This window comes from Candidatus Nitrosotalea sp. FS (assembly GCF_011319475.1).
Classification (GTDB): domain Archaea; phylum Thermoproteota; class Nitrososphaeria; order Nitrososphaerales; family Nitrosopumilaceae; genus Nitrosotalea.
In genome coordinates this window covers 1-7,775 of record NZ_RCMC01000187.1, presented here as the reverse complement: position 1 = coordinate 7,775, position 7,775 = coordinate 1, and the positions used below count along the sequence as shown (strand labels likewise).

3 protein-coding genes and 6 pseudogenes are annotated in these 7,775 nt (G+C 40.1%); all 9 read left to right on the top strand.

Annotated elements, in window-relative coordinates; translation table 11 throughout:
• Positions 1 to 137: 137 nt before the first annotated feature.
• Positions 138 to 604: pseudogene (locus tag DYY66_RS14490) on the top strand (hypothetical protein); the annotation flags it as partial.
• Between the two features lie 214 nt (positions 605 to 818).
• A pseudogene (locus DYY66_RS14480) lies at positions 819 to 1,624 on the top strand (hypothetical protein); the annotation flags it as partial.
• A gap of 210 nt (positions 1,625 to 1,834) precedes the next feature.
• Positions 1,835 to 2,914, top strand: coding sequence for a hypothetical protein (locus tag DYY66_RS06850; RefSeq protein WP_166287358.1), 1,080 nt, complete (start codon positions 1,835 to 1,837; stop codon positions 2,912 to 2,914).
• 1,133 nt (positions 2,915 to 4,047) lie between these two features.
• Positions 4,048 to 4,470: a hypothetical protein gene (locus DYY66_RS06835; RefSeq protein ID WP_166287352.1), complete on the top strand. Its 423-nt coding sequence runs from the start codon at positions 4,048 to 4,050 to the stop codon at positions 4,468 to 4,470.
• A gap of 55 nt (positions 4,471 to 4,525) precedes the next feature.
• Positions 4,526 to 5,095, top strand: a pseudogene (locus DYY66_RS14475) (cbb3-type cytochrome c oxidase subunit I); the annotation flags it as partial.
• Between the two features lies 1 nt (position 5,096).
• A pseudogene (locus DYY66_RS14470) lies at positions 5,097 to 6,054 on the top strand (cbb3-type cytochrome c oxidase subunit I); the annotation flags it as partial.
• Between the two features lie 937 nt (positions 6,055 to 6,991).
• On the top strand, positions 6,992 to 7,285 hold the full coding sequence (locus tag DYY66_RS16235; protein ID WP_166287337.1) for a cupredoxin domain-containing protein: 294 nt from the start codon (positions 6,992 to 6,994) through the stop codon (positions 7,283 to 7,285).
• Between the two features lie 2 nt (positions 7,286 to 7,287).
• Positions 7,288 to 7,624: pseudogene (locus DYY66_RS06810) on the top strand (COX15/CtaA family protein); the annotation flags it as partial.
• A 1-nt stretch (position 7,625) separates the two neighbouring features.
• A pseudogene (locus DYY66_RS14465) lies at positions 7,626 to 7,714 on the top strand (cytochrome oxidase assembly protein); the annotation flags it as partial.
• Positions 7,715 to 7,775: the final 61 nt, after the last annotated feature.

The following is a 7,775-nucleotide window of genomic DNA, read 5'->3' as shown; positions in this document are numbered from 1 at the left end:
CTCAGTATTTGACTTAAGAAACGGTGTACTACAATCAGACAAATCTGTTTACATCATAGGTTCAGACATGATTCTCACACTCGTGGAACCAGATCTGAACTTAGATTCTCAATCTGCTGAAACACTACCGTTGGATNTCATAGGTTCAGACATGATTCTCACACTCGTGGAACCAGACTTTAACCTAGATTCACAGACTGCTGATACTCTACCATTAGACTTGATTGAATGGGATTCCCACGCATTCAAGAATACAATGGGACAGCTTGGTGGACAGGCATCTGCATTTGATGCAAAGCCATCTGCCTTTGTAGAGACCGGTAAAGACACAGGTATCTTCCAATCTGTAATCAAGATTCCAAAATCACTTAACGGAAACTTGCTAGAGAGAGGAGAACAGATCCACTTAGAATACACTGACTGGGGTCCAGCAGGTTCCAAGGTAGTAGGTGCAAACAACCAAGATATACAGTTGACCATCTACACATCAAACTTTGGAGCAACAGTTGAACTCGATCAGAAAGTATACACCTGGACTGACCGTGTCTACATTACCGTAGTCGCACCAGACCACAACTTTGATCCAAACCTTATCGACACCATTNTTGAGACTGGAGTCGACACAGGCATCTTCACTGGATATGTCATCCTACAAGGTGACAAGTCCATCAAGGATTCAGGCGGAGTTGATGGTTCAGGCTTACAGCCAGTAGGAGTTCAAGGTGTAGTCTCTGGTACAGGTCCAACAGATGGATTCTTACCAGCAACCGAACAAGATGGTGTATCAGTATCATTTGAATTCACAAGAGATCAAGTGNGATTCTTACCAGCAACCGAACAAGATGGTGTATCAGTATCGTTTGAATTCACAAGAGATCAAACAGTTACTGGCTCTGCACTCATCCGCTGGAACATCGGTGAGATCAAGTGGTTAGAGGCAAGCTACCCAGCCAACGGCCAGGGAGTATTGCAAATAGTTGACCCAGACATGAACCTTAATCCAAAGGCAGTTGACAAGTTCGACACCAACGTATGGTCTGACTCTGACTCAGGTGGCATCAAGCTCACCATGACAGAGACTGGCGAAGCAACAGGTATCTTCCAAGGTACAGTGTACTTTACCACAAACTTCCAGTCATCTGGAAACAGATTGCACGTTGCTGAAGGTGACACCGTAACAGGTGAATACCGAGATAGAACATTGCCACCGCCATACACACCAAATGATCAATTGAGATTGACATCGACAACATTCATTGGAACAATAGTGCCACCACTCGAAAGAGCACCGGCATCTAACCCAAGAGTAGTTGATTCGTTTGGCAATGCAATTACTGGTGCAGTGAAGACAGGCCAGCAGATACAAATTACTGCTGACTTGACAAACGGCCAGGACAGAGATCAACCATTTGCATACTTGGTACAAATACAAGATGCTAACGGGGTGACCGTATCATTATCTTGGATCACAGGTACATTGACTGCAGGTCAATCGCTCAATCCGGCACAATCTTGGACTCCAAGTGCATCTGGCACATACACTGCTCAAATCTTTGTATGGCAGAGCATTGACAATCCAAACGCATTGTCGCCGCCTTTGACAACTACAATCAACGTAGCATAGACTAGTCGAAACCAAAACTAACTTTCCCTCTTTTTCCTTTTTATCTTAAAAAAACTCCTAACGTAAGTTATGAAATAGTTTTTCAATTTCAAAAATTCATAATCTAAACTAGTAAGATTTCAAAGTACGTGTTTTACATCTACTATATTCTATAAGAACAAATACCTGATGCAAATTCAAATTTGTGGGAATTGTGTCTGATTGTATAACTTGAGACTCGGCATTTTTTGTCTGGCAGGTTTGTGTATCGTAGGTCTATTTTTCTGTTATAATGCATATGGACAATCAACTACATATGATGTTCCAAACAATCCTGGGGATTATCTTACTGTAGTATCAAATACCGAAGGAAATGAGCAGACCTTGCACTTGCCATTAAAAGAATTTCTCTTCAATGTAACTCCACATGATGACGCAAGTGGAAATTTGGTATCACTGTCTTTAGAATTAAAACCCGAACTAAATAATTTGTATAAAGATATTGGATTATTTGATAAACCACGCGATATTGTTTTCATCTATCCAAGTTTTACACAAGCCGCATATGGCAAAAATGGATTTTATGATTTCTATAACAACAAGTGCGATACAACATGCCTGACAGTACCAATTCCTACCGGAATACATGGTTCCCAGTCCTCAAGTATTGCTGGCGCATGGGCTTTGAAGTTACTAAATTATCCTTATCTAAAAGATGAGGATGTAGACAAAAATCCTGATATTTTAAAACAGTACAAGAGAGTTATTGTTTTACATAATGAATATGTGACAAAGAAAGAGTTTGATGCTATTACCAGTCATCCTGATGTATTATTTTTGTATCCAAACGCGCTTTACGCAGAGGTCAAAACAAACTATGATGATAATACCATAACTTTGGTCCAAGGTCATGGGTACCCAAATTCAAGCATGAAAAATGGATTTGGTTGGAAGTATGATAATTCAAAATTTGAATATCGTGTAGACTGTAATAACTGGAATTTTTACAAGCAAGATAACTATACACTGTTGAATTGTTATCCTGAATACAAAATTCTTTATACTGAACAATTACTGCGTTCTTTGCAAAGCGTTTCTCCTGCAGATCTGCTAGATGATATAAACAACTGGTTAAGATATCCATCTGACCAATCAGCTATATCTGAACTGTTGGTTGATTATGATGTTAAAGGAACCCATGTTCCGCATTGGGTCAAAAATCCTGCAATTGCTGTTATTGCTGGTGATATCGACAAAACCGAATTTGCACACCTAATACAATATTTATCTGACAAAAACATGTTATCTTAATTTTGGTACCACAAACTAGAACAATAAAAAAGATGATCCTTTCATTTATCATATATTACAGATCGNATTATGCGTATCTAAAAGATGAAGATGTAGACAAAAATCCTGATGTCTTAAAACAATTCAAGAAAGTAATAGTCCTACATAATGAATATGTAACAAAGAAAGAGTTTGATGCAATAACTAGTCATCCCAATGTTGTCTTTCTGTACCCAAATGCACTTTACGCTGAAGTAAATACAAACTATGATACCAATACAATAACTCTAGTTCAGGGTCATGGTTATCCTGATTCAAGTTTCAAAAATGGTTTTAATTGGAATGCTGATAACTCACGATACGAGTATGATGTGGATTGCCCAAATTGGTATTTCTACAAAAGGGACAACTATACGATGCTAAACTGTTATCCAGAGTATGAGATTCTAGTTGATGAGCAATTACTAAGATCCTTATCATCTGTAGATCCCTCTAGTCTACTTGATGATCTTAATAACTGGTTAAGATATCCAAATGATCCGTCTACTATTACTGGCTTGTTAGATGATTATGACATTAAAGGAAAACACATCCCAAGCTGGGTTCGTAATGTTGCCCCTTTGGTTATGGGTGACCAGATTGCCAAAACAGATTTTGATCATCTGATGCAATATCTATCTGACAAAAATCTGTTAAATTAATTTTGGTACAACAAACTAGAACAATAAAAAAGATGATTTCTACATTTACCATATGTTATAAAATCTAAAAATAAACTCGATCGCTGGCAATCTACAAAACGCTTAAATAGAAAATTAAATCCACGACAAATCAGCAAATGAAGAAAATCATTGCTGTTTCAATTATTGCATTAATAGCATTAGCCCTTGTTCCCCAAGTACACTTTGCACACGCACAAGAAAAGTCTGCAAAGCAATACATCAACCTGAGAGCAGAGGTCTGGAACGAGTTCTTTAGAATGACAACTGCTGCATTTACCGTAGGTGCAGTGGTTTCAGGTACCATGATCTGGCTTNNNTCTGGCTTGTCTGGAGATTCAGAGAGTCTCATCCAAAGAACCAAACCCCTACAAGATGGGAAAAACTCGATGACCCAACAACTGGCAACTATGAAAAAGAGGAGGGCCATTAGGTATGGGTCATGATACAGCAGAATGGGTATTCATTGGTGTAGTTATTGCAATTCTAGTATACGTCGGTGTTGATTCTTGGATTGTCCAAAAGGAAGTAGAAGAGGTTCCAGCAGATGCTGAAACCATCAAGGTTACAGGACAGCAATGGTTCTGGAGCTTTGAACATGCAGATGGTACCAAGGAAATAAGCACACTCCACCTGAAGAAGGGGCACGCGTATAACTTTGAGATTTATTCAAAAGATGTAATGCACTCTTTTAACATTCCAGACTGGGTAGTCTTTGAAGATGCAGTGCCAGGACACGTAAACCATGCATGGTTTGCACCTGATCAAACAGGAGAGTTCCCAATCCAATGCAGAGAATATTGTGGATTACTACATTACAACATGAGAGGTTCACTAGTAGTGGAGGATTCACCTTGACAATTATCAAAAACGTTTTATTTGCAACAATTTCAAATAAAGTAGAGGAAATCTCATGGTTCTAGAATTAAAGAAGCCCCGTCCAGTTTGGCAAATAATGTTCTCTACACATCACACCGATGTGGGTTTGTTGTATACCATTACAGGCCTTGCATTCTTGTTTATGGCAGGAGTCTTGGCAATGATGATAAGAACACACTTGTTCTTCCCAGGTCAGAACTTTCTAATCTCTGATTCTGTGACCTTTAACAGAATATTCACAGTTCACGGTCTAACCATGTTATTCTTGTTTGCACTTCCAGTTGCCAACGGAGTTGGTAACTATCTAGTACCACTCATGGTCAGATACAAGGACATGGCATATCCAAAACTAAATGCAATAGCATTTTGGATGAACCCAGTCGGCGGTGTATTGCTATGGCTTGGATTCTCAGATACATCGTGGGTGTCATATGCACCATATTCAGTTATTCGAGCACCAGGACCTGCTGCAGACATGATGATATTTGGCCTCAAAATTTTAGGCATCTCATCAATACTGTCTTCAATTAATTTCGTAGTTACGATTCTAAAATGCAAGCATCCAGACTTGCCATTGCGCAAGGTTCCACTCTTTGCATGGTCCNCCCTGATGACAATTGTTGCAATGCCATCTTATGCAGCAGCACTCATCATGTTGCTTACCGACAGACTTGGAGTATCAGGCTTCTTCAACCCCTCACTGGGAGGAGACCCAATCGCATACCTGCACTTGTTCTGGTTTACATTCCATCCCGAAGTGTACATCTTCTTGTTGCCGTCTATCGGAATGATGTATGAAATAATTCCACGATTTTCAAGAAAGCCTTTGTTCAGCCAAGGCAGTGGTGTCTTTGCATTTGTAATGCTTGGTCTTATTGGATTTGCATCTTGGGGTCATCACATGTACTCAACAGGTATGGACTTTACAACCAAAGTCGTATTCATGATTGGAACTTTAGCAGCAGTGCCAGCATCTGGCATGCACGTATTTAATTTCCTTGCCACCATGTGGGGAGGAAGAATCAGATTTGCCGCACCAATGAAATTTGCAGTCGGTGGAATTGCACTATTCTTCTCTGCAGGTGCTGGTGGTGTTCTCAACTCTGCAATGCCTCTTGACTTTATCAGCCATGGAACTTATTGGGTCGTAGGACACATGCACTTGTTCCTTACCGGTACAATCGCATTTGGCTTTGTTGGAATGGTATACTACATGTTCCCACTAATCACTGGAAGAATGTACAGCGAAAAATTGGCAAACATACACTTTATCGGAATGTTATGGGGTTCTGTTCAGGTCTTCTATACTCAGCACTTGCTTGGACTAGAAGGCATGCCAAGAAGAATTTACGATTATCCAGCAGAATATACATCATGGACACAGCTCAACCAGATTGCAACAATAGGCGCTTGGATTCTGGGTGCAAGCTTTGTAGCATTCTTGATTAACTTGATCTACTATTCTGCAAAAGGAAAAGAAGCAAACATGGACGACCCATTTGGTCTCGGTGGCAAGTATTACTATCCACATCAGCCAAGAACCCACACCACATAGGATATTGATATGAGTCACGCAGAACACGAGGAACCAATACTTCGAACAAGCCCTGCTAGATTGGGTAAGATGCTTGCAATCTTGCTTGGAATAATGGTAATAGGCGGAGCAATATTTTTCTTAAATTATGATTACTGGAACTCTTATCTTCCAACAGCAGGAAAACTTCAAGAACAGGCTGCCAGCGGTGGTGGTAATTCANTAGGTGGCGCAATATTTTTCCTAAATTATGATTACTGGAATTCTTATCTTCCAACAGCCGGAAAACTTCAAGAACAGGGTCAAAAAAGTAATACTAGTCCGGGACAAGGACCGGTANTGGTAATTCAAACGGACCTGGTAAATTTACAGGAAAAACTATACCAGTTAGCTTGTCATTTATGGAGTCTCCAGACTTTAAGGTGTATGCCTTTAATGCCTTGTCTGGTGNACAGGAAAAACTGTACAAGTTAACTTGTCATTTATGGAATCTCCTGACTTTAAGGTATATGCATTCAATGCATTGTCTGGTGATGCTAAAAATCCAACAATCAATGCCAATGTAGGTGATAAGATTGTCTTTGATGTAAAAAATGATGGTAAATCATTTCATGCATTTGCAGTAACTGACTCCGATACAGGACCTGGTCCTGCTATTGATGGAACAACCATTGGAACAGCTGACAACCCCATGAAACCAGGTAAATCTGGTGAAGTGTCATTTGTGCCATCCAAGGCTGGTACGTATNGAGAACTTGGAATGGAAGGTAAGATAATAGTGGCTGCAGGATCTGGCGGAGGTGCAGCTTCTGGTGCTGAAGTAAAACCAACCGGAAACAAAGTAGAATTTTCAGTAAGTTTTGTAATGAGTGCTGATTTCAAGCAATATGCATTCAATGCATTGCCAGGCCAGCCAGGTTCTAATGCAGATATCACNCTGATTTCAAGCAATATGCATTCAATGCATTGCCAGGCCAACCAGGATCTAACTCTGATATCAAAGTAAAATCAGGTGATACAGTTACAATTCATGTAAAGAACGACAGCAAATCATATCATGCATTTGGAGTTGTTACAGATCCAACTGATCCATCTAGTGTAGTGTGGAATTCAGCATTTGGAACACCTGATAACCCTATGAAACCGGGCAAAAGCGGTGACGTAACATTTGTAGCCGGCGCACCTGGAACATATCACTACATCTGTACAGTTCCTGGACATGCAGCACTTGGAATGGATGCTAAATTCATAGTGCAATAGTAATGTACTTCAAGTATCTAGCACTTGCATCCCTTGTAATCTTGTATTCGCTAATGTTCATTGGTGGATATCTTCAGGCAAGTGGACAAGGATTGACGTGTCCAGAGTGGCCACTCTGTCCAAGCGGAATTTTGCCTTCTGCAGAATTTCTAACCGAATGGATACACAGATTCATTGCAGCTACAACAGGAGTCTTGATAGTTGCAACCGCAGTAGGGGCGTGGAAGACAAGAGGCTCACACAAAAAAATAAAGATCACTGGTACACTAGCTGGAATATTTGCAGTATCGCAGATAGGTCTTGGAGCTATTGTAATTGATACAAAACTTCATTCTGTAANTTGGAATATTGCTCTTTGCAATGACATTGCTTACAGTATTATTTGCATTTAGAATTGCACGCGGCCAAAAGATAGAAACTAGTGCTTAGACTTTACTTTTTTTCTGGATAAAACTGCCCAAATGACCAGGACAGCCCATGCAATGCCTCC

Coding starts and splice junctions, on each gene's coding strand:
- DYY66_RS06835 (WP_166287352.1), top strand. CDS start 4,048: ATGGGTCATGATACAGCAGAATGGGTATTCATTGGTGTAGTTATTGCA.